We start from the raw sequence: 22,105 nt of genomic DNA, 5'->3' as shown, positions 1-22,105 counted from the left end.
CAATTTAACTCAAAGTTCAATAAAACGATGGGAAGATACATAGTTGGAAGGTTTTTTAATTTTATAGGCGGTACGACTAGATGGTTATGGGGTAGCATTTATAGAACGGTCCTACGGAAAAAGAAATTCACTTTCTGGGAATATATTAATGGCCCTAAAGAGAAGAACTATTATGACGAAATGGGACATGGTATAAATAATTTCATAATTGGTGCAGTAGTATTTTTTACCATCATCATTCCTCTAATAAACTTAATTGACAACTATTACCGCTACAGGTAAAAGTTCAAAAAAACGATTCACATATGAAGAGTCAAATAGTCAACGAGATTGCTAAAATTCTAAATGGAGCATTTACAAAAGATGAGACTGTTTCACTTCATGAAGTGATATGGACAATCGATGTCAAACATCATTTGATTGCTAGTTTAAATGAACTTAATCCTGCAATCAAATTGGTTGGTGGTGTACAAAAGAGTTATCTAAATACGGACGTCAAGTTGAGCCGGTCAAATGAAAACAATTCAGACTATTTGATAGAGGGAGATATTAAGAAGGCGATGATAATTTACAATCAGCATTTAAATCAATAAAGTTCGAATAAAGGATTACATGTGGTTCAATTATGAAAAATTAAGAAAGATGATTTGGAAGCACCACAAGGATAGTATTCCAATTTACATTGGTATGGTGCTCCTTGCACTTTTAGTTTTACTTATGTATTATATTGATACATCGTTCTAGAATCAAGGTAATAACAAAAAGTTCAAATAAACGATTCGAATATTAGATGTTAGAACAATTACTAGAATTGATAGCAGAATTTTTTCGAAGCGACACAAGAGCCAGTTATATAGCAGCAGTAATTTTTGTTATCATTTTGGTGATTGCGATTATTATCATAAAGTATAAATAAACGATGTGTATGAAAACCATACTAAGTATAATTACTTTAGGATTAGTATGTTGCTGTTCATCAGTTAAAAATTTTGAAATAGCAAAAGAGGTAACTTTCAAATCAATTACCATGGCCGGATATAGTACAAAAAGAACTGGTGAAATAACTAGGGAACAGGCGTTTGCTCAAAGCCTTGATAGAAAGAATTTTTACGATAAAAAAGGAGAATTAATTGAGTATTGGAAATATGAAAGAGATGGTACAATTTATCAAAAGGTGAAACTCGAAAAGAATCAGCATGGGAAACTAATCAAAAGTATATCCTTCGACGGCGAAGGGAATTTAAAAAAATACATGAATACAGAATTCGACGATAATGGAAATATTATAGAATACAAAACATACAATCCAAATGATGAGTTGACCTCTCGTCAAATTAATGAATATGACTTAAATGGTAACATCATATCGATGTCAAGAACCAATACTGTGTCTAACAAAACCTTCAAAACAACAAGTAAATACAATCTAGCAAATCAATTAATCGAGGAAACAGATTTTAAACCTGATAACTCAATTAAAGATATCAGAACTTTTAAATATAATGATAAGGGTAACGAAATTGAATCTGACTTAACTAGGCCAAACGGAGATTACACAAAATTCATTTCAGAGTACGATGATCAAAATAATGTAATTTCTCAATATTGGTATGATAAAAGTGGAAATCAAAAACATTGGAACACATTTTCATATGTCTATGATAAAAACAATAAATGGATTACCAAGAAAAGATACTCAAATGGTGAGTTGGGTTATGTATGGGAAAGACAAATTGAATATAATTAACAGGAGTTCAAACAAAGGATTTAAAACCAATCAGCGACAATTTTAGATTAAATGAACAAATTGGATTACAGCATATCATTAAGAGCAAAAGGCCTTGGCTCAGAGGAAATAAAAAAGAGAATGGAAGAGAAGGGATTTGCTGATTCTGAAATACAGTATTATTTAAAAAAATCGGATGAAATATTTCTAAATCAGTCAATTCACTATAAAGGATTGAAGTCAAAAGGAAGCAACAAAAACACCCTTAATATGATATCTCTAGCCCTTACTCTTTTACTATTATTAAGTGTTTTTTTTGGTTATGTAAAGATAGGTTTGCTGGGGCTGATTATTTTATGGAGTATAGTTGGATTTGTTACACGCAGAAAATAATAGAATAGTTCAAATAAACGATTATCAAATACATTGATTCTATTCCCATATGGAGGTATATAGATGTATTTTAGATCCATATAAACAAGTTAGCAAGCAGTTGAGAAATGAGAATATTGACATTCATATTTTGTATTGTATTGATTAGCTTTTTATCTACTGATAAAGTATTTGAGGGTGAATTAATTTATCATCACGATATGAAAATGAAATCTAAAAAGTATTCCGAATCAAGAAAATTTTACGATACTGTAACTATAACATACAAAGGCAAGAATTACATTAAACAGACAAACAAAAAGAACTATAAAAAAATACTTTTCATTGATTCTTTAAGAAAAATTTATGTAATCTATAAAGACAACTTGAGTAAATCAAAACACCTCTCAATGAATGAGGATAATCTGAATTTTGGAAAACTTTACAATCGAGAAAATTCACATTTTGGAAAAATAGTTTCATTATCCAAATCAGACACAATTCTAAATTTCGATAAAAAAAATCGTGAATTAAAAAAGCTTTTCGTAGAAAGAGAATATGGAAATGAAACTTATGTTTATTCGAATTCTGAAGAGTTTAAGCTGACTGACAATCGAAACATATTAAGGAATATCGGAGAACAAATACATCCAAAACAAATAGCATCTGAATTGAAAAACTCTATACTCTTCTATTATAAGTTGGACGTTAAAAATGCGGACTTATCTGAGGAATATAAATTAGTTAAAATCAATAATAAAGAAATTGAAAACAGTGTCTTTGAAATTCCTGAACATAAAGACGCCAAAGGATATAAAAAAGAAAATAAAAAGAATGGTCGATTTAAATTTTACGAATTGACCAACTAAAAAACGTTTGCTAACAATGGCTATAAATAATTGCTTATTCTCGCCTACTTCTGAAAATCCTCGCGGATTTTCAGTTTGGCGTGTGCTTGCAAAGTTAAGTGCTAAACCACGCAACTATTAATAGCCGAGACCGTTGAAAGTTCAAATAAAGGATTCACATATGAAGAGTCAAATAGTCAACGAAATTGCTAGCATTCTAAAAGGAACATTTACAAAAAACGAGACTGTTTTGCTTCATGAAGTGATATGGACAATCGATGCTAAACATCATTTGATTGCTAGTTTAAATGAACTTAATTCTGCCATCAGGTTGGTTGGTGGTGCACAAAAGAGTTATCGAAATATGGACGTCAAGTTGAGCCGTTCAAATGAAAACAATTCAGATTATTTGATAGAGGAGGACATTAAGAAGGCCATGATAATGTACAATCAATATTTAAATCAATAAAGTTCAAATAAAAGATGAAGAAGAGAAAAATATTCAGCTACCCCATTGACAAAGACAATCCTCTTTATGTTGTCTGTGAACTACACAATCCAGAGAATCTATACGCTGTTGGCCAAAATGATTTTTTAAGTGCATATGTGAAAAGCGATGTTCCCATTGAGTGTATAATGTTTGAAATTATGGAGGGAGAGGATTATATTTCTTATTCAATTAAGGAACCAAGAGAAACTGTTCAAATTGAACGGGGTTATTTAGCAGGAATTTTTCTTCATTAAAAATTAAAAAAAAGGATTTTTTGCCAATTAATGCAGAAAGAAATAATTACCGCAATATTAACCCTACTAATTTTTAATTCTATGCAAGGGCAGTTGAATTTTCCAGAAAGGTCTGTTGGTATTATTGCATTTACTTATAATGATAGCGGTAAGGGGAAGATTAAGGGAACAGGTTTCGTTTTTATGCAAAATAATTTTGTAATAAGCGCTGAACACGTTTTGGATGGCGCTGGCGATTATAAGTCGATTTTCTATAATCCATTTTCCGATAAATCGGAATTTATACCATTGGAGATTTATTTTGTTGATAAATCAGCTGACATTGTAATTTTTAAAAGCCTTAATCCCATAACAGATGATTTCTTAGAGACTACAAGTTTTGATGAACTTGAGCCAGGGGATGAGATACGTTACATTGGCTATGACGTTGATTCAGGAGAATTTAGAACTGCCTCCGAGGTTATTCTGTCTAAAGGTAAAATTAAGTCCAATCATATAAACACCGAATTCATAAATTTTCGCAGTGACAGCGTGATTGGTGGATATTCTGGAGGACCAATTTTGTCCAAAGAGGGTAAGCTTGTGGGTATGCTATCTTCCACTTTTTATTTTTCAGAGATAGCGGATAGTGAGAAATTCAAAATCACCAGAGGTTTTACCTTGCAACCGGCGGAGGACAAGATAAAATCTGAACATTGATTTAAAGATTTAATTCTTTATTGGGTGTCTTAAGAATACTACCTAAGTGTAAACTTATGGACCAAGAAAAGATTAACAGCTAAAGTTCAAATAAACTATAACCATTTACAAATGAATAATATTCGAATAGTAACATTAATACAGCTCTACGTATAATGGATATATGATTAATGATCATACACAATTGTTGTAAGTAATTTACCCAACAAAATAAACCGAATGGGAATAATTAAAAATCAAAAACACTCAAAAGAGACTCTTTATTTCAGTTTAGCCAGAATGTTTGAAAGGGCGTCCTTCTATGGTCTACGTGCTCTGTTGGTTTTATATATGATAGTAGGAGTCCTGAAAATGGATGACAAACAAGCAATTGTAATATATGGTTGGTTTACAAGTTCAATCATTTTCTCTCAAATATTTGGTGCTTTACTGGGAGATCTCCTAATTGGTAACAAAAAATCCATAATAATTGGTGGAATAATACAGTCAGCGGGAGCATTTATTTTATGTTTACCCTCGACCTACGGCCTTTATATTGGATTATTCCTTGTTGTACTAGGAACTGGTCTTTTTACTCCCAATATCATATCCAATTATGGCAAATCTTATTTAAACAGAACCAAATTACTGGATGCTGGATTTACAATTTTTTATCTAGCGATTAATTTAGGTTCATTTCTTGGAATTTTAGCCATTGGATATTCTGGCGAAAAATTTGGATACAATATTGGCTTCTTGATTTGTGGATTTTTGACTCTACTATCCTTAATTCCAATTCTAAAAACAAAAGAAAGTGAGTTTCAAGAAAAAGAGAAAATATCAATTGGAAAAAGAGTTTTAACTATAATTATGACTTTCATAATCGTTGGACTTTTTTGGGGAGTTTACGAGATATCTAATATTAGAATTTTTGACTTACAACTTAAGTTAGCAGAGATTTCAACATTAGAAATATCAAAAAGTATGTGGCAATCATTGAGTTCTGTTTTTACATTACCAATCAGCTTAATTGCAATTATAGTATGGACTTATTTTTATAATTCTCAATTCTTTAAATTACTGATTGGGTTTTTATTCGGAGCAATTGCATTTGGAACTTTATTGTTTATACCAGAAGTGCCAAAAAATAACCACACAATTTATTTTTTAGTTTCCTTATCATTTTTGGCAATATCCGAAATACATATTGCACCAATTATTCATTCAGTTTTAACAAAATACTCGAATCCAAAATATTTGGCCATACTAATTAGTTTGGCATTTGTACCAACTAAAATATTTACCTTAATTTTTGGCTTGTTCAACGAGAGATTTTATGACAATCCAGCTCTAGGAGTTAAGTTTGGAATAATAGCACTGATTCTAACAAGTATCGGAATTATTGGATATATAATAATTGATAAAAAAACTACCTGCAGCAATGGCTATAAAGCATAGACCTAACCAACCAAACCGTTCCTATGCTTCATGGCCGGTCCGTTGAAAGTTCAAATAAAGGATAAAGTATGCGCAATTCTTCGTCAGAATATAAAAGGAACGGTATTTGATTGAAGTTTGAAAATCGACCTCATGAAAAATAAATTCCTTTTGCTAAGCTTAACAGTCATGTTTGGCCTTCAATTCAGTTTTGGCCAAGAATATGCAATACTTGATTTTAATGCTGATGATTTAATTGGAACGTGGTATCCAACCTACGATAATAGAACGACTGAGTTGACTTTTGAAAGGCGAGTAGAAAATGTGCGCAAATATGGACTAAGGATTCAGATTTTGAAGAGTGGAGAATTTCGAAGTCGCTATTCTGCACCTTGCGGGAACGACTCAATGCTTCGAACCCATAATTACAACGGAATCTGGAGTTTGGACGAAGACGAATGGATATTGACAACATCTGAACCAATTAATCGAAATGGAACAATCTTTAGGATAGTAGAGTTAAAATCAGATAAAATGGTACTGGTTGGAATTGAAATAGAATAATCCAATTTACGTTAGAGGTCCTAAATAATATAAAAGTTCAAATAAACGATTGTGAAAAGTCTAAAGATTTTAGTAATAGTGGTTTTGGTTGTTGTCGGATGGATTTTTGGATTTTATTTAATGAAAAAAAAGGTCGATGAAGCAGTAGGGCTTAATGATGATTTCTTCATAAAAGTTGCAAACACATATTACAATGATTGTTTTAGCGGGGTCGTATCTAAAAAATTTATTGATTGGGAGCAGCATGGATTTAGAAAAGTAGTTCTTGTGAACCAATCTGAAACAAGGGAGATAAGGCTGGATTATGAGTGGAGTGGATTATTTAAGTTCATAAAAGTAGGTGACTCGGTTACTAAGGAGAAGAAAACCTTGGATATGAGATTAAGAAGGAGAGAGCTAGACACCATGATTAGGCTTAACTTTTCAAGCATAAAGGACAGCTGGGACTATATTGATTTCTTGCATGAATTAGATAGTATATACGATAAATAAAGTTCAATTAAACGATTCGATACAGATGTAAAAACACCCGTATAGAGTTACCGTTAATTCAAAACGTTCCGAATCCAGCCTTGTACACTCTGTAGATGTACAAAAATGAGATTCCCACAGTGGACGACTGAGAGTCCATATTTTTTGAGGTTAAAGCACATTTTGACCGCTCGTTTCTATAATCAATTCTTTTACAGAGCGTTGGTTGAAATTGCTTATTTTTAAAAGGTAAACCGACCTCTATGAAATCCTCATCGCTCTATATAGTATTCGCATTTCTCATGGCATCCATTGCCAGTGCCCAACATACCAAAACACTTGATAGCTTACTTAAAGTATACCAAAGTCAAGCTGAAGACACATCCAAAATCGGCACCATTAAACTTCTTTTTGATAGTTACTTGAACAATAATCTAAAGGAAGCAGAGAAGTACGTTATTGAAGAGCTAGAATTATCCCAAAAACTTGATTACAAAAAAGGAGTGGGAATGGCCTACTTGCATTTTGGGGTATTAGACGAATATCGCTCCCACTTGGATTCGGCCAAAATAGATTACAGCAAAGCCAGAATCATTTTTCAAGATATTGAACACCATGGATTAGAAGCGGTAGCCATCAGAAATTTTGCGGGTGTAGAATACAATTTAGGCAATTATGACGAGGCGCTTAAGATTTTAGACGAGGGTATAGCTACCTTAAACAAACATAGCAGTGATAGCACAGCATTAATTCCATTTTACCATAATAAAGGGTTGATACATAAATTTAAAGGGAATTACAGAATTGCCACACAGCAGGTTATCAAAGAACTGCGGATTCTTGAAAAATTGAACAGGCCTATCCAAAAGGCCGATGCTCTGAATTTGCTGGCAAGCACAGAAAGCATTCAAGCCAATTACGAGAAAAGTATTGAGTATAACCTGGAGGCTCTAAAAGTATACCGAGAATTCAATGATAAATTATTCGAAGTCAATGTATTAAATGACATTGGTCTCAATTACTATTCGCTTGAAAATTATGAACAGGCTATTGCGTATTTGGGAAAAGCCCTAGAGGTAAACAAGATTATTAAAAATCAAAGTCTCAAATCTACTGTTTTAACCAATTTGGGAAATGCTTATGCCAAATCGAATCGACCAAGTGAAGCCATAAACTATATCTCTAAAGGAATTGAAACTGCCGAAAAAATTGGAGCCAAAAACAAAATGGTGGAAGGGTATAATGCCTTGGCGGCAGTACATGCCGGGTTGAACAACAATAATTTGGCAATTTCTTATTATTCTAAGTCCATTGAAAATATTAATAAAGGGGGTTCGAAAGCAAATCTCAGTAATGCTTATAAAGGGAGGTCGGAGCTCCACGCCAGGATAAATAACCACAAATTGGCCTATGATGATCATTTATACCACAAACAGTTAAGTGATTCCATATATAACAACACAAAATCACAGCAAATAGAGGAGCTTAAGACGATATACGAAACAGAAAAAAAAGAGCAGCAAATTGCCATGCAAGAAAAGGACATCGCCGTTTTGGAGAAAGAAGCTCAAATAAGTTATCAGCAAAAATTACTCTTAGGAGGCGGATTGGGCCTTGCACTAATTGTACTGGGACTGGGCTTCTATGGCTTTCATCAAAAGGTTAAAAGAAACAAGCTGGAAAAAGAAAAAGTTGATGCCCAATTGGCTTTTAAAAAGAAAGAATTGACCACCCACGCCCTTCATCTTGCAAAAAAGAACGAAGTGCTGGAAAACTTAAAGCAAAGGGTAACGGAGATACAAGAAAAAGAAACGTCAAGCGATTACCGAGAGCTTATCAGTACCATTACCTTTGACCAACAAGACGATAAACATTGGCAAAGCTTTACCCAATACTTTGAGGCGGTACATAAAGATTTCTCCAAAAACGCAGCACAGACCTATCCCACCATCTCCAAAAGTGAACTGCGACTCATGGCACTCATTCGAATGAATCTTTCATCCAAAGAAATCGCCAATATTTTGAACATTTCCGGTGAGGGCATTAAAAAAGCCCGCCAACGCCTTCGAAAAAAAATGAATCTAGAACGTCAAGATTCTTTGGAAACCACTATTGCGGCGCTCTAATCACTAGAAGCTACCTCCCATTAACCCAATAAAATAAGGCTTTACGGGCTTGTCCCCTTTTTGTCCCCACAGCATTTTTTTATACTGGAAACCAGCGCTTTAAGTTTGAAATGTCATTGAAAACCAATCTAAGCAATGACAACCGTTTTGTGGTCTTGCTCGGTTAAGAGTTCCGGACAGTTACCGAGCGAGTCACACAAAATCCAATCAAGTTTAACCCACAAAACAAAAGGATTATGAAAACCAAAAACGCTCTTTTTCAGAAATTAGGTCTTTTGCTCATACTTGCGTTAACCCTATCATGCGGTAGCGAAGATATTGAAGATGTTGTAGTGCCAGACCCCACTGACCCAATTGGGGTAGAACCTTGTGATGACCCTTGCGCCAATCCTGACGAATGCCCCGACAAATGCGAAAACCCGGCCACGGGCCTTAACCAAGAATCATTTGTGACAGAGGGTACTGTCACCGAAACGGATGATGGCTATATGCTAGAGGGTAAATTGACCATTCCATTGGATTCCATCGGCGAAGTTGTATTCGAAAATGCCGATATCGATATCTCGTTTAATGATGATGGTACATTAAAAGATTTAACTGGAAATGTTGAAGTACCTCCGCTGGAAAACTTTTTTGAATTCGCACAGCCGCTCCAGGCCGATATTGGATTCTATTCCGGGAAATATCTAAATGAAAACCGCAATTATGAAATTGTTCTCAAGGACGATAGATCGTATTTTGTTTTCAACATACAAGCCAATATTGAGCTTAAAATTGGAGTCAATGACGATCCCAACGCTACCAAACCACTTTCAATAAGCCCAGGAAGTGCCGGTATAGCTCTTATAACAGATTATACAGATCCAATGTTCTTTTTCTCTATTGGAGGTGGCATTGCTGGCGGGGATGGAGAAGACAACAACAATAACGGTGGTGACAATAATGGAGGGGATAATGGTAATAGCAGTAATGATGGTAGATTGTTAGGTGTCAGCTTTGGAGGTTCTTTTGGGGGTAATATCGTTTACGAACCCACTAATCCGGTTGATGATGTGGTAAGCTTTGGTGCCAAAACCGTAGTGGGTGGTTCCGCCTCTCTCTTCAAAATAGTTGAGATGAGTGGGCTCTTGTACGAGAACAAAGGTTTTAGTATTGACGCTGATTTACAAGACCCCTTGTCCTCTAATATTGGCGTTGGTTATCGCTCTGGTTTCAACGGAAAGATGGATCTAGCGCTTGAAATTAATTCGTTCATCTCCTTCGGTTTTCCGATAGCCTCAGGAAGTGCAGCAGTGGTTGCCGAAGCTTCTACCAATAATGGCATTGAAGCTAGGGCTTTTATAAACGGTGAAGTAGATCCGGATTTATCATGGTATCCCAATTTTATCCCTATTAAACCCGATGGCAGTTTGAGTGCAGATGGTTATGTAAACCAAGATGGAGTTTTTGATATTGGGGTTGAGGGAACCTTTAGTATTGAAACACCAAACAACCAACAGGGTATTGAGGGAGCCATGCGCTTTTCCAATCCTGCGTTTGAAATAGGGGGTACATACTTTAAAAACGATAAAGAATGGTCCGTACAAGCGGCCATAAAAAAAGACGAGAGCGAAGTGGTGGTCAGCGCACCGACCGATTTTGTTTCTGGCCTGGATGTGGAAATATCCCAAAGAATTGATTCGACTTTGACCGTTGCCCAAGATGCCCTTGCCAATTTGGAAAAAGCTGTCTCTGACTATGAATTTGAGTTGAGCCTACGAGGGTTACGACAAGTTTTACCAGGAGTAATCTCTACAGCTTTACAAACGATAGATGATAAAGTAGCTGAAGGGATTGATGAAGGGCGTAGAAGAGCCAGACAAGAGCTTGATCAACGCGGAAGGGTTCTCTGTAGTGATAATATTCCAAGTGTGGTCAACACTATAGTCAAACCTTATAAGGATGCCCTGATTCGGATGCGCAATGCAGTAAACAATGAAAACGATAATGACCAGACGAGGACCGAACTTGAAGCGTCCCTGCGGCAATTAGCAAGCTTAAATCACGTGAATAAGACCGTTACTGCCAGTATACAAAGTGATTGGAAAATCACAGGGTGCTTGGTACCCTTAACCACAAATAGGGATGTTGGCCTAAATTTTCAAGTATTAACCAATACTCAAGTCAATCAACTTAATACAGCAGCGGATAACGTTAAGTTCATTGCGGAAACCAGTGATATTATGATCAGTGCCCAGGCCATTTTTGATGCTGTGCCAACTCAAGAAATACTTGACCGCCTTGATCAGTTGAAACAAGATATTGCCAATCAGGTAAAATCATATTCAGATTTTGCAGGGGTTGGATTCATTAAAAATCATAATAGCAATGAATTTATCTTCTTTATTGAACAAGGTGGGGAACGAACAAATGTGGCAAGTTTTAATCTTTTTGACCCGAAATCCATTGTCAAAATATTGGTCCCGGATTTATAAGCTAAAGTTTTTGAATATGCGGAGTCATCCTAAACTAAGTTCGCTTTGTTGTCTGATTGCTCACCAAAATCCAATAAAGACAATCATGGAAATGTTAAACTTTGTTAAAAGGTGAGCCGTGCGGTGAGTCCAAAAATGCACCCTCTGGCAACCCTTTAATACAAGGCATTTTCAAGAAAAGTTCGAGTCCCGTCCAGACCGCTTTTAAGATTCAAGAAGAATCAAAAAGCCCTGATAAACAGTTGTTTATCAGGGCTTTCCTTTTTTTGGCAATCATATAATATCATATGAAACCAATAAAATAGGTAACCAATTCGGTTACCATCGTTGCTACCGTTTACAAAATCCTCAAAACTTAGGGAACATCATGTTAAAACAATGTACATCAGCCTTTTGTACCTAAAGGATTGGTGAAATTAACAGTAAAGCCGATGTTATGAGACAGAAATTTTCATTGCTGTTCTACCTAAGGAACAACAGAATGGATTCCAATGGACTGATCCCCATATTCATGAGAGTGACCGTGGATGGAAAACGTAGCGAGGTAAGTACCGGAAAAAAGATAAAGCGGTCATCCTGGAACCCACAAGCTTGGAGGGCCAAGGGATATGGCCAAGAAGCGCAGGAGATTAACGGCCATCTCCAACAAATGGAATCGCGAACCTGTAGGATACAGAGACAATACATTGAGGAAGGGAAAATCTATACTGCGAAGCTATTATCCAACACCCTTTTGGGAAAAGACGAACAGCCGAAACTACTCCTAGAAATCTACAGAGGTCACAATAATGAACTTAGGAGCAACATAGGTTTTGGATATTCCCATAGTGCCTATATGAAGCACGTAAGAACGTGTCAGCACCTTGGTACGTACTTGGAAAAAGAATATGGGGTAAGTGATATCCCTGTGGGCCTCATAGACCTTATGTTCATAAAACGTTTTGAGCGCTACCTGAAGGACAAAAAAATTGGGAGGCAGAACACAATCACCAAGTATGTGACCAACTTTAAGAAAATTGTACGGATCGCCCATGCGCATGGATGGATAGAACATGATCCCTTTTACCATTGGAAAGCCGTATGGACCCCGGTACAAAGGGAAGCGTTAAGCGAATCAGAATTGAAAAGTTTAAGAGAAGCATATATGAACACCACAAGACTAGAAGAGGTCAGAGACATATTCCTGTTCTGCTGTTTCACTGGATTGGCCCACTCCGATGTAAAACGACTTTCTGAAAATGATTTGACCATGGACATAAAGGGAAAAAAATGGATTCGAATCAATAGAAAAAAGACCAAGGTACGTTGTGATATTCCACTTTTGGGATTGGCCGAGGAAATCATTTTAAAATATAGGGATAGATCTCCCAAGAGAGGAGATACGGGTCTACTTCCAGTAATCAGCAATCAAAAAACGAACCTTTATCTAAAGGAAGTGGCCAAGCTGTGTGGAATAAAAAAGAACCTTACCCATCATTTAGCAAGACATACCTTTGCCACCACAGTAACACTCTCCAACGGTGTGCCTATAGAATCCGTCAGCAGAATGTTAGGCCACCGTTCCTTAAAGACCACACAGATATATGCCAAAGTGGTGGACAGGAAACTTCGTGAGGATATGGACAGCCTTCAAGAACGATTGGATGGAAAGAGCTTCATGGGTCCGACAAATCCAGCTCAAGGCCAAATATAAAGTCCCAAATTTTACTACAAAACTTTGCGCTTGGTTCCTGTCGGGTTTTTGCAGCGTTCGGAAAGATAAGCGCAAGGCAAAAAAACGATAGGGGCGCAACCTTCTTTTTGTTAGGCCGAAGGTATACCAGACAACGACCTAAAAGGAGTTGGGTGGTATAGCGAGAGGGTAGCACGCTAAAGCGGTGCTACGTTGTCCAATTTCTGGCCAAAAGGCCAGTAGAATCACCGCCTTTTACCAATTAATTCTCTTAATGAAATTTTCATTTTTTACTGTAAAAACCCTGGGAACTCCCAAAGACAATGAAAAAGTTTACTGTAAAAATCTGAAAATCTTAAGTAAAGTAATGGTTCCTTCTACTCAGCTCTAATGGATAGGCTTGCTACTATTTTAATTGATTTTTTCTGAGAAATTGGGTCAAATTCTCTTGAAAGCCTTATAAACGGTATAAAAAGTTGACCCATTTTTGTTTTGAAATGGAACATTTGCCTCGCTCAGTAGTATTAGTCCCTGGTAAGATTTAGGGCTTGCAGCGTGAAACTTCGTTTCACTCGCCCTTTTATTTTTGTTATCACAATGCAAGTTTTAGGTTATCCCATTTATAATCAAATAATCATTAAGAAAAATGCTGGTAATTAAATATAATAATGGCTATTATTAATCACTTGATTTCGAATTGACTTGAGCGTTAGTTGGTAAAAAGAACCGCTCTTTCGATTTTGAAACAGCCCCTAACCGCTCATAAAACTGCATTGCCCTTATATTAAAGCTTGGTGTTTGCCATTGTACCTGATCGCATCCTAATTGCTTGCTTTCCATCCTTATCCGTTCCATTAACGACTCCCCCAACCCTCTTCCCCTTGCAAATTCTCTGATAAAAAGGCAATCCATATAGACATAATCGTTGGCGTCCCAAGTGGCATATTGTTTCATGTAGGTAGCGTAACCCAATAATACTTGATCGTCCGCGATTACCAAACAATACAATTTAGGTTTTTTAGCAAATAAATCTCTTGCCAACTTTTCTGCTTTGCCAAACATATCATAGCTGGCCCTTTCAAAACTTGCGTGAAGTTGGCACATTTTAACAATCTCATTTACATCATAAAGCTCGGCGAATCGAATTTTAAATTTCATTGTAATACAGGTATTGTTCCATCTACCTATCGGGCAAACCTATAGGTCAGTTTTATTAGAAAAATATTATTTATATCCTTGATATTGTTCTTCAAGCCATTGACCAATCCTTGGTTAAAATCGCCAAAATTTGAAGTGTCCTGACTCCAAACCAGATACAACTCCGAGCCAGGAATATACTCCCATCGCAACACCATGTTTGAGCGCCATTGCACAAAAGCAAAGTCAGGTTGAAAGAAGGAATAATCCGCCTGTCCATCAATATTCTCATCTATATGGTATATCCCATTTTCCAATTCGAGCTGATTTTCTGAGTAAAAATCAAACCTATCTTCAAGCTGCCCGGCGATGGGATTGGTCACATATTTAAAATTGCTATAGATTCCTCTTGAAATAAAGGGTTGACCCCAATATTGCACACTCAAATTAGGCGTTAAAATATAATCAAGCCTTAATGGAATACTCAAAGTTTGTTGCTCAATTTCTGAAATCACATACCTTCTGGAATCACCAAAATTCTGAGTCGATACATATTGCAGTTTATCTTTTGTCTTGGTATAATTAGATGACAGTGACAATTGTAAAGCATTTGTTGGCTGATATGTAATCCTTGCTCCCGTGATGACACTACTCAGGGCATTTTCATCCCATCTTCTATAAGAGGTGTTTAGATTAAACCGTAATTTTTTGCGTAAATCCGTATTTACAAAACTTCCAACATTAAACTCTGTAGGGAGTTTAAAACGCGGTCCTCCCCGCAACAAAAAATTGGAAAAATTGGTAGGCTTTATATGTCCAAAAAGGTTTACCCATGTATTGTTTTTGGTATTGACCCATCCATTGGCATTCAACAATACCTCATTCAAATTTCCTCCGAAGTCAAATGCGGCATATTGATTAAAATTCACCAACCACGAACGCAAGGACTTTAAGGGTTTAGTTGTTCTATATCCCAACCATCCATATAACCTCAAATCGTCCGCCCTCAACTGAAAACCCATATCATTCAGTTCTAATTGGGGTGACCTCCAGGTTGTTCCGGTTTGAAACCTCCAGTTTCCTGAGGCCTTTCCAACCTGAAGGTTACCTCCCGTACCTGTCAATGATTCGGCATCGGTATCCACAGCCAGATAACTCGCCCCTTCTCTTTGAAATAGATGAGTAATGGAGCTTTGTGTTCTGGTTATGGCATTTGAAGACCCGTTGACATTGCTAAAGATCAAGTTACCCGTCAAGTAATATTTTCTGTTTTTCCATTGATGACGAAAATCCAATCCTCCGGTATAGGCAGAGCTATGTAAGAAATCAACATTGTCTTCAAGGCTTCTGTTGGTGGCGGTAAAAATGCCCCCAATAAAGGTATTGTTCTGGTTAAAATCTTTTTGAACCCGTGCAATCAAATAATTGGTGAAAGGCTCCACCACCTCGGAACGATTTGTGGATCCATCTGAAATTTCGGCATATTCTTTTTCGGTTGCTGCTTCCAGAATACCAATGGACCATCCATCACGTGTTTTACCACTGAACTTGGCCGCGCCCAAAATGGTTGACACCCCGGGTTGATTTGAGAATTCACCTTCGGACGGGGTAGCAAACCCCTGGGGTGCCCTTCCAATTCGCCTAGAATAGAACAAATTATCAAAACCAAAGGTCCAATTATTGTTTATCGAATTGGAAAACCTATAATCGAAGATGTTTTTGTTTTCAATAAAGAAGGGGCGTTGCTCAGGAAAGAATATTTGAAACCCATCCAATGCTATGGCAGATGGGTCGGCTTCCACCTGCCCAAAATCTGGGTTGATCGTAAAATCCAGGGTAAGATCGTTTGTAATACCCAGCTTTCCGTCCAAGCCCACATTCAAATCTTGGTCGCTACCATCCCTAAAAGGGTTTCCGGTTTCAGCCTCATAAGTGTTGAGCCTCGCCACAGCATAGGGCTGTATTTCCAATTGTCGTTGTGGTTGAAGATTATCAAGCCCGTGAAGTTCTCCAAAACTACTTACCCAACCCGCCACATTTTGTGGACTTCGTTGCCAAACCGAGCGTTCTTCTTTTCTAAAAAAGCGTCTAGTGGACTGTACTCCCCAAATTTGATCTTTTCCTTTTCCAAATTTCACTTGACTAAGGGGTATTCTAATTTCAGCCGTCCAACCCTCATTGTCAATTTTGGTTTTTGCATACCATATAGGGTTCCAAGTATTGTCCCAATTTCCACCATCATTGGTAATGAATTCCTCCCCTTTTACCCCAGAAACGGAAATGGTGAAGGAGTAAGCAGTTCTTTTATCACCAAGACTTCCCAGATTTATTTCGACCCAATCCCCATCAAAACCATCACGGCGTGAGAGCCGGCTCACTATCCTATCAGGTTCGTCATCGTAGCACCTAAAAGCCACAAAAAGGTTTTTACGGTCGTACAAAATTTTCAGCTTGGTAGGAAACGAAGGAGAGGTATTTTCGTCTGGACTCCATTCCACATAATTTCCACTCCACTCTACCAAATCCCAAGCTGCGTCATCCATGATACCATCAATTTTTGGAGCATCAATCCCGGAGACGAAAGTGGTGCTATATACTCTTTTCGGGATGGAGTCTTGTGATAATAGGATCTCTGGCACTAGGAAAAACAATCCCAGTGCAAAAAACAATGCTTTTTGCATAATTAATTGATTATAAGTAATTTATAAGATGTTAGGCAATACCTACAAGCATATCTTTGCCATACGTTTCAAAATCTGGTGAATGTGCTTTAAGTAAAACGTTCTGAATCCAAGCACGGCGTTCGTGCGCAAAAATTTCCAATTCCCAAACGCAAAGAAGTGCATTTGTTTCATAGGGCGAATTTTTAATTTGCCCCGGTTCCTCAAAATCTGAAAAATAGACCTTGGTTTGAACCATTTCACCACCAGTCCACCAGTTGAGAAGTATCCAAACGCCCTCTCGGGCTTCGTGGACAATAACAAATGCTTGTTTATAACTGGGTAGGTCTGATTTATCCATCATGGAGGTCCATTCAGGAAAATTGCTTTTTACATTTTCCAAAATGGCATATGATCCAAAATTCGATTTGTTTGAAATAGTATATACTTTAAAATACCAATCATTGACCAAAATCAATCCCTCTGGTAAAATCTTCCTAGGCTCATAGGTTTCGAAAGAAATATTCATCTTTGACTAGGTTTTAGATGTTTATATTTTAGCTTCATTTTATCAATTAAGCCTTCTTCTTTTGGAGCAAGGATTTCTTCCGTAGATGCAGGATATTTTCGAAGCATGGCCGTTGGACGTATAGGGCGTTTCTCAAAATTCCCCCCACAGCTCGGACAAACATTTTCAAACACTTCCATGGCACATTTGTCACAGTAAGTACATTCAAAACTGCATATCATGGCCTCTTCGCTTGTACTGGGAAGTGATTTACCACAATGTTCACAATTTGGTCTCAACGTTAACATTAGTTCTCATGTATTAGTTCCATGGCTTTTTCCAACACTGCATCCCTGTTGGAAAGAAAGTCCTTAATGTTTTCTTTTACTACAATATCGGGGATTACTCCACTATTTGGTTGGGGAGAGTTTGTAAAACCTCCCATAACAGGAAAGTCAATTTCAATACCAGAGTTGGGCAGTCTTAAAAAAAGTATTTGCCCTCCATTGATATCGTTTAAATTCCCTCCGGTTTCTTCCCCAATCATAACCCCTAGTCTTTGCAGCTTAAATCTATTGGCAACATAAAAAGCCAAAGAGGTATTTGTGGGTCCAACCAACAAAGTCAATTTTCCTTTGTAGGTATTTTTATCATGGTTCTTTTTGGAAGGTTTAAAATTTTCTTTGAAAATATAGTATCCATCCATGGAAGTATTGTTCCTTGGATTTAACTTATAATACCATGGATTATCGCCCCAGGTTTGTATATGCGGTTTCATGGTTTCTGGAAAATTTAAATAGCGTGTTCTACCCTCCCTTTCAAAATTGAAGCTCGAATCACTTAAATAACTAAAAAGTTCGTCGGCCATTTCATCGTTCCCTCCAGTGTTCTTTCGAATATCCACAATCAAATTGGCCACTTTTTTTTGATTCAAAACATCAAATGCTTTGGTCAAAAATTGTTTGTAATCCAAACGCATGGCTTTCCATCCATATAACCCAAAGGAATTCAAGGTCAATATTCCCACATTTCCCTCCAACTCAAAATTCCACATTGCGTCCCTGTTCTTGGGAAAATCGGAATACTTCTCTCCCAAAATCGACGCCCTTTCTTCACGATGGATACCGTCTACTGAAATTGAATCTATCTTATTCCCGTTTTTGATTTTCAAATCAAATTTTTGCTTATCCGAAGGAAATTTTAATGGAAAAAAGATGTCAAAAGCGTTATACCTAAAATCATAGCCGTCTACCTCCAATTTGGATTCCCTGTTCAAATCGGTCGCCCCATCCGCAGCAACGTAAGACATTAAAGAACGCTTAATATCACCCACTTCATGTCCATTTATGCTTAAAACCTGTGTGCCTTTTTTAAGTAAAGGGTTTGTCGCTGCACTGTATTCAACAACCATTTTATCATTAAACCATCTAAAGGTAAATGGGAGCTTATCCTTTTGCTCATGGATAACGGTATTTACATATCTGGTTTGATTGTTAAACCCAACTTTGGTATGGTCACATTGTAAGGCGGCGGTTAACTTTGACATTGCCAAATATGCCTCGCCGATGGATAGCTTTTTCTGAAATTCATGTTGTAGTTCGGTCAAGGCATTATTGATGGAAGTACTTGAATTGTACCTGTAGGTTCCGGGGTGAACCTCTAGCACCATGGTCTTGATCAGCTTAAAATCTTCCAAAAGTTCTTTGCTCGAAATATTTGGCAACATGGTGATGTCGACGGGCGTCTCCTTGTTCCAAATGTCATTGACCAAAAGCTTTTCATCATCTAATTTCAAAAGTCTATTTTGGATACCTTCCCATTCCGCCACGCCATTCTTATCAATTACGTATTTATATTCGATTTGCGTAACGGAATCGGGAAACTTTACCGTTAGATGCCCATCTTTTATCAAGATTGTGGAATCCCATGACAGGGGATGGGTGTCACCTCTAATCCCCATAAATCCCGCTGCACTATCGGGAAATCCTTTGACATGGAACCCCACTTCTCTGTCTTGAGCAATAACATTGACCAAAACAAACAAAATGAAAACTTGAACTAAGCCTTTAAATGTTCTTTTCATAAATACCTTTCTTTAATAATATCCATATGCCATATTTCATGACCGATAATCGTAAAAGCAGCAGCTCTAGCCGACATGGTCCCCGCATTCGCATTACCCGTATTTGCCAAGTCTTTATCGCTTAAGCTTTTCAACAATGAAATTGAAGCATTTCTGACAGTAGTATATTCTTCGAGCAGTGCTTCCACAGATTTTTGGGAAGCAGCAGATGGCTCTATATAGATGTTTTGGTCAAATCCTGCCAAATCCGTCTTATCATTCCTGGCGATACGGAAACATCGGTACATAAATATACGCTCTGTGTCAATGAGATGTTGTAATATTTCCTTACAATTCCATTTGTCCATGGCATATCGGTAGTTAAGCTGTTCCCTTGTTAGGGATTTAAAGAAATTAATTACCTCCTTGTGCCCATTTTGAAATCTTTCTTTAAGATCCACCTCAGGTTCAACCTTATAAATGTATCTTCCATAATAGGCATCAAACTCGTTCTTGCTCAATTCTGCGTTTCTCATTTTACACCAATTTGTTCTTTCAAAGGTATTACATAGCATTAAATATTGATTTAATTAAATAATATCATAATAACTATTTTTATTACTTTTGAATGTTTTAATATAAAAACACCTAACAAATGAAGGTAGATGCTATAAACTGGAAAATACTCGAAATTCTTCAAAGGAATGCTAGGAGCTCACTCAAAGAGATTGCCAAAGCAGTAAATTTATCCTCCCCCACCGTTGCAGAACGCATTCAGAAACTGGAGGAATTTGGGGTTGTAGAACAATACACTTCGGTATTGAATATGAGTAGTATAGGATATCCTTTGGGAGTGTATATTTCAATAAAAATCCGATTTGGACAAGTTGAGCGCTTTGAGAATTACATTGGTTCCGTTCCTGAAATCCATGAATGCCACAAACTCACAGGTCACGATTGTATGCTCATGAAAGGGTATGTTAAAGACCCTGGACATTTGGAAAACCTAAACGCCAGACTGGCCGAATATGGTGAATTGACCACCTCTTTGATTTTAAAATCCATAGTATCTAAAAAGGTTCATACCGCACCATTTGACCTTACATAATAAACATGCCTGCAAAATGTTTTTTCAAAACCATAACATCCTCAAGTAGAAGGACCTTAAAAGTGAAGACATTTCTTTAGGCGCCCATCCCTGATGGGCTAAAAAATACTGGCATGGGTCAAAACAAGTTTCGAGTTGTCTTCAAATAACAAAGGCGGGTATTTCATAATCCAGTTATTCCTGGGTTCTCCTTTACCTTTATAGACAGGTCGTATAATTGTCTGTTGATCCTAAACTTCGTCAACAACGTTGTAGGACTTATCAAAATCGAATTCAGTATTTTTATGGAGCATGTTTCCAGATTTCAACCTATACAGTACCCCTTTACTGATATTGACCCTGCAAGGATTAGTTTTCTGTAGCTTGCTTTTCTATAGATTTTCTTTAAGCAAAAACATTTCAGATTTATTACTAGGGCTAATATTATTAATTACTTGCTACCACCAAACCACCTACACTATTGGCTTTATGGGATGGTATGATACTTTTAGAACTACTAAAATCAACTATTATCTGGTTAATTTATCTTTTGCTCTTGCACCGCTTATCTATTTTTATTTTCGTTCCATTACCAACCCAAAAAAGAAATTCTCCTCGAAGGATTTAACCCATTTCATACCCGTCTCCATTCTAATATTGATTCACCTATGTATCTTGATCTACGATGCTAATCAAGAAGGTTTCAACACTACACAGAACGGTTATTTGGTAATTAATTTTCAATGGAAATACCTTGATCCAATAGTTGCATTATTGTCCATAGTACAGATGATTGCCTATTTGGTTTTGTCTTTTCAGGCTCTTTACGGGTATCGGGAGAAGATTCAGCATTATTTTTCAAACACCTATAAATTGGAGCTTAATTGGCTGCGTCTATTCTTAATAATCTATACCTTTTTGTTCGCTTATTACAGCATTCAAATTGTAGTTAATGCCACTATCGCGGATTTAAGCTGGATTCAGGAATGGTGGTACTATTTACTATCAGGAATTGCAATTATTTATGTTGGGATAAAAGGGTATTTTACGGACCTGGGAGTATTGAAAAGGTTGGATGTTCAAACATTTTTAGAGGATAAAAAAGAACTGGAAATTGTTGAAGAAATCGAAAGCAGGAGTAAAAAAATTGAATTGCCCAAAAAATTACAACAGCATAAAGATAAAATTGAATCCTATTTTAAAGAGAACAAACCTTATTTAGAACCTGATTTGACGTTGGTAAGCTTGGCAAAAAAAATGGGGACCACCAGAGAAGAATTATCAGAGACCATCAATAAAGGATTCAATCTAAAATTTAACGATTTTATCAATTATTATCGAATAGAAGAATTCAAGGATAGTCTTGCCCAGGGAAAACATCAACAACTATCTTTGATAGGTATTGCATATGAATGTGGTTTTAATAGCAAGGCCACCTTCAACAGGGCTTTTAAAAAAGCACTCAACACCTCGCCATCGGAGTACTTAAAAACGCTAAAAACTTCATTGGGCTAACAAATCGACACGTCTCAATTCGTG

The 22,105-nt window shown here is 36.7% G+C and carries 21 protein-coding genes; 15 read left to right on the top strand and 6 right to left on the bottom strand.

Going from position 1 to position 22,105, the window contains the following annotated elements; genetic code table 11:
* The first annotated feature begins 305 nt into the window (after nucleotides 1-305).
* The 13 genes from ACULLG_RS05635 (at nucleotide 306) to ACULLG_RS05575 (ending at nucleotide 13,133) form a co-directional block, all read left to right on the top strand.
* The gene (locus tag ACULLG_RS05635) at nucleotides 306-593 is read left to right on the top strand and encodes a hypothetical protein (protein WP_452125794.1); all 288 of its coding nucleotides are present in this window, start codon (nucleotides 306-308) and stop codon (nucleotides 591-593) included.
* 332 nt (nucleotides 594-925) lie between these two features.
* A complete protein-coding gene (locus ACULLG_RS05630) occupies nucleotides 926-1,747 on the top strand; it encodes a hypothetical protein (protein ID WP_452125792.1) in 822 nt (273 codons plus the stop codon).
* Nucleotides 1,748-1,798: 51 nt separating this feature from the next.
* Nucleotides 1,799-2,119, top strand: a complete 321-nt coding sequence (locus tag ACULLG_RS05625; protein WP_452125791.1) for a hypothetical protein — start codon at nucleotides 1,799-1,801, stop codon at nucleotides 2,117-2,119.
* Nucleotides 2,120-2,226: 107 nt separating this feature from the next.
* Nucleotides 2,227-2,967: a hypothetical protein gene (locus ACULLG_RS05620; protein ID WP_452125790.1), complete on the top strand. Its 741-nt coding sequence runs from the start codon at nucleotides 2,227-2,229 to the stop codon at nucleotides 2,965-2,967.
* 160 nt (nucleotides 2,968-3,127) lie between these two features.
* On the top strand, nucleotides 3,128-3,415 hold the full coding sequence (locus ACULLG_RS05615; protein ID WP_452125789.1) for a hypothetical protein: 288 nt from the start codon (nucleotides 3,128-3,130) through the stop codon (nucleotides 3,413-3,415).
* Between the two features lie 14 nt (nucleotides 3,416-3,429).
* Nucleotides 3,430-3,690, top strand: coding sequence for a hypothetical protein (locus ACULLG_RS05610; protein ID WP_452125788.1), 261 nt, complete (start codon nucleotides 3,430-3,432; stop codon nucleotides 3,688-3,690).
* 30 nt (nucleotides 3,691-3,720) lie between these two features.
* The gene (locus ACULLG_RS05605; protein ID WP_452125787.1) at nucleotides 3,721-4,389 is read left to right on the top strand and encodes a S1 family peptidase; all 669 of its coding nucleotides are present in this window, start codon (nucleotides 3,721-3,723) and stop codon (nucleotides 4,387-4,389) included.
* Nucleotides 4,390-4,608: 219 nt separating this feature from the next.
* Complete coding sequence (locus ACULLG_RS05600; RefSeq protein ID WP_452125786.1) at nucleotides 4,609-5,826, top strand: POT-type proton-dependent oligopeptide transporter; 1,218 nt, start codon at nucleotides 4,609-4,611, stop codon at nucleotides 5,824-5,826.
* A 168-nt stretch (nucleotides 5,827-5,994) separates the two neighbouring features.
* A complete protein-coding gene (locus tag ACULLG_RS05595) occupies nucleotides 5,995-6,369 on the top strand; it encodes a hypothetical protein (protein ID WP_452125785.1) in 375 nt (124 codons plus the stop codon).
* A 51-nt stretch (nucleotides 6,370-6,420) separates the two neighbouring features.
* Complete coding sequence (locus ACULLG_RS05590; RefSeq protein WP_452125784.1) at nucleotides 6,421-6,861, top strand: hypothetical protein; 441 nt, start codon at nucleotides 6,421-6,423, stop codon at nucleotides 6,859-6,861.
* Between the two features lie 242 nt (nucleotides 6,862-7,103).
* Nucleotides 7,104-8,966: a tetratricopeptide repeat protein gene (locus tag ACULLG_RS05585; protein WP_452125783.1), complete on the top strand. Its 1,863-nt coding sequence runs from the start codon at nucleotides 7,104-7,106 to the stop codon at nucleotides 8,964-8,966.
* A 236-nt stretch (nucleotides 8,967-9,202) separates the two neighbouring features.
* On the top strand, nucleotides 9,203-11,440 hold the full coding sequence (locus tag ACULLG_RS05580; protein ID WP_452125782.1) for a hypothetical protein: 2,238 nt from the start codon (nucleotides 9,203-9,205) through the stop codon (nucleotides 11,438-11,440).
* Nucleotides 11,441-11,876: 436 nt separating this feature from the next.
* On the top strand, nucleotides 11,877-13,133 hold the full coding sequence (locus ACULLG_RS05575) for a site-specific integrase (RefSeq protein ID WP_452125781.1): 1,257 nt from the start codon (nucleotides 11,877-11,879) through the stop codon (nucleotides 13,131-13,133).
* A 657-nt stretch (nucleotides 13,134-13,790) separates the two neighbouring features.
* Here ACULLG_RS05575 and ACULLG_RS05570 read toward each other — a convergent pair.
* Genes ACULLG_RS05570 through ACULLG_RS05545 form a run of 6 tightly spaced genes read right to left on the bottom strand, consistent with a single transcriptional unit; the run spans nucleotide 13,791 to nucleotide 20,015 of the window.
* The gene (locus ACULLG_RS05570; protein ID WP_452125780.1) at nucleotides 13,791-14,270 is read right to left on the bottom strand and encodes an N-acetyltransferase family protein; all 480 of its coding nucleotides are present in this window, start codon (nucleotides 14,268-14,270) and stop codon (nucleotides 13,791-13,793) included.
* A gap of 26 nt (nucleotides 14,271-14,296) precedes the next feature.
* Nucleotides 14,297-16,930 (bottom strand): DUF5916 domain-containing protein, encoded by a 2,634-nt coding sequence (locus ACULLG_RS05565; RefSeq protein WP_452125779.1) that lies wholly within the window; start codon nucleotides 16,928-16,930, stop codon nucleotides 14,297-14,299.
* A gap of 31 nt (nucleotides 16,931-16,961) precedes the next feature.
* Nucleotides 16,962-17,438 carry a hypothetical protein gene (locus tag ACULLG_RS05560; RefSeq protein WP_452125778.1) on the bottom strand — a complete coding sequence of 159 codons (477 nt, stop codon included), beginning with the start codon at nucleotides 17,436-17,438 and terminating at the stop codon, nucleotides 16,962-16,964.
* Complete coding sequence (locus ACULLG_RS05555) at nucleotides 17,435-17,725, bottom strand: DUF1272 domain-containing protein (RefSeq protein WP_452125777.1); 291 nt, start codon at nucleotides 17,723-17,725, stop codon at nucleotides 17,435-17,437. The genes ACULLG_RS05560 and ACULLG_RS05555 overlap by 4 nt, the downstream gene beginning before the upstream one ends.
* On the bottom strand, nucleotides 17,725-19,500 hold the full coding sequence (locus tag ACULLG_RS05550; RefSeq protein WP_452125776.1) for a S41 family peptidase: 1,776 nt from the start codon (nucleotides 19,498-19,500) through the stop codon (nucleotides 17,725-17,727). The genes ACULLG_RS05555 and ACULLG_RS05550 overlap by 1 nt, the downstream gene beginning before the upstream one ends.
* Nucleotides 19,497-20,015, bottom strand: a complete 519-nt coding sequence (locus ACULLG_RS05545) for a DinB family protein (RefSeq protein WP_452125775.1) — start codon at nucleotides 20,013-20,015, stop codon at nucleotides 19,497-19,499. The genes ACULLG_RS05550 and ACULLG_RS05545 overlap by 4 nt, the downstream gene beginning before the upstream one ends.
* Nucleotides 20,016-20,134: 119 nt before the next feature.
* Here ACULLG_RS05545 and ACULLG_RS05540 point away from each other — a divergent pair, with 119 nt between their 5' ends.
* A complete protein-coding gene (locus ACULLG_RS05540; RefSeq protein ID WP_452125774.1) occupies nucleotides 20,135-20,587 on the top strand; it encodes an Lrp/AsnC family transcriptional regulator in 453 nt (150 codons plus the stop codon).
* A gap of 468 nt (nucleotides 20,588-21,055) precedes the next feature.
* Entirely contained in the window at nucleotides 21,056-22,081 is a 1,026-nt protein-coding gene (locus ACULLG_RS05535) for a helix-turn-helix domain-containing protein (RefSeq protein WP_452125773.1), read from the top strand.
* Nucleotides 22,082-22,105 lie beyond the last annotated feature (24 nt).

This window comes from Flagellimonas sp. 2504JD1-5 (genome assembly GCF_053618295.1).
The sequence above is the reverse complement of the archived record's forward strand: the minus strand, read 5'-3'. Positions and strand labels throughout refer to the sequence as shown.